A 281-nucleotide genomic window follows, 5' to 3' on the forward strand; every position below is an offset into this window, starting at 1 on the left:
CGACGTCGTCGGTCGACGCCTGCCAGCTCAGCCGGATCTGCCCCGGCCCCGGCTGGGTGTACGCCAGCCCGGTCGGCGCGCTCGGCGCCCGGGTGTCGCCGCCCTGGCCGGTACGGGTGACGGTGTTGCTGTTCGGCGACTGGTTGCCGGCCGCGTCCTTGGCCCGGACGTAGTAGGAGACGGTGGCGCTGTCCGGGCGGCTGTCGGTGTACGTCAGCACCGAACCGGCCACGCTGGTGAGCAACTGCCCGTCCGCGTACAGGTCGTACCCGGTCACCCCG

1 pseudogene is annotated in these 281 nt (G+C 73.3%); it reads right to left on the reverse strand.

From position 1 onward, the window contains the following. Nucleotides 1–281: pseudogene (locus BI06_RS50365) on the reverse strand (hypothetical protein); the annotation flags it as partial.

The organism is Kitasatospora sp. MBT66 (assembly GCF_000710405.2).
In the GTDB taxonomy this organism is placed as follows: domain Bacteria; phylum Actinomycetota; class Actinomycetes; order Streptomycetales; family Streptomycetaceae; genus Kitasatospora; species Kitasatospora purpeofusca.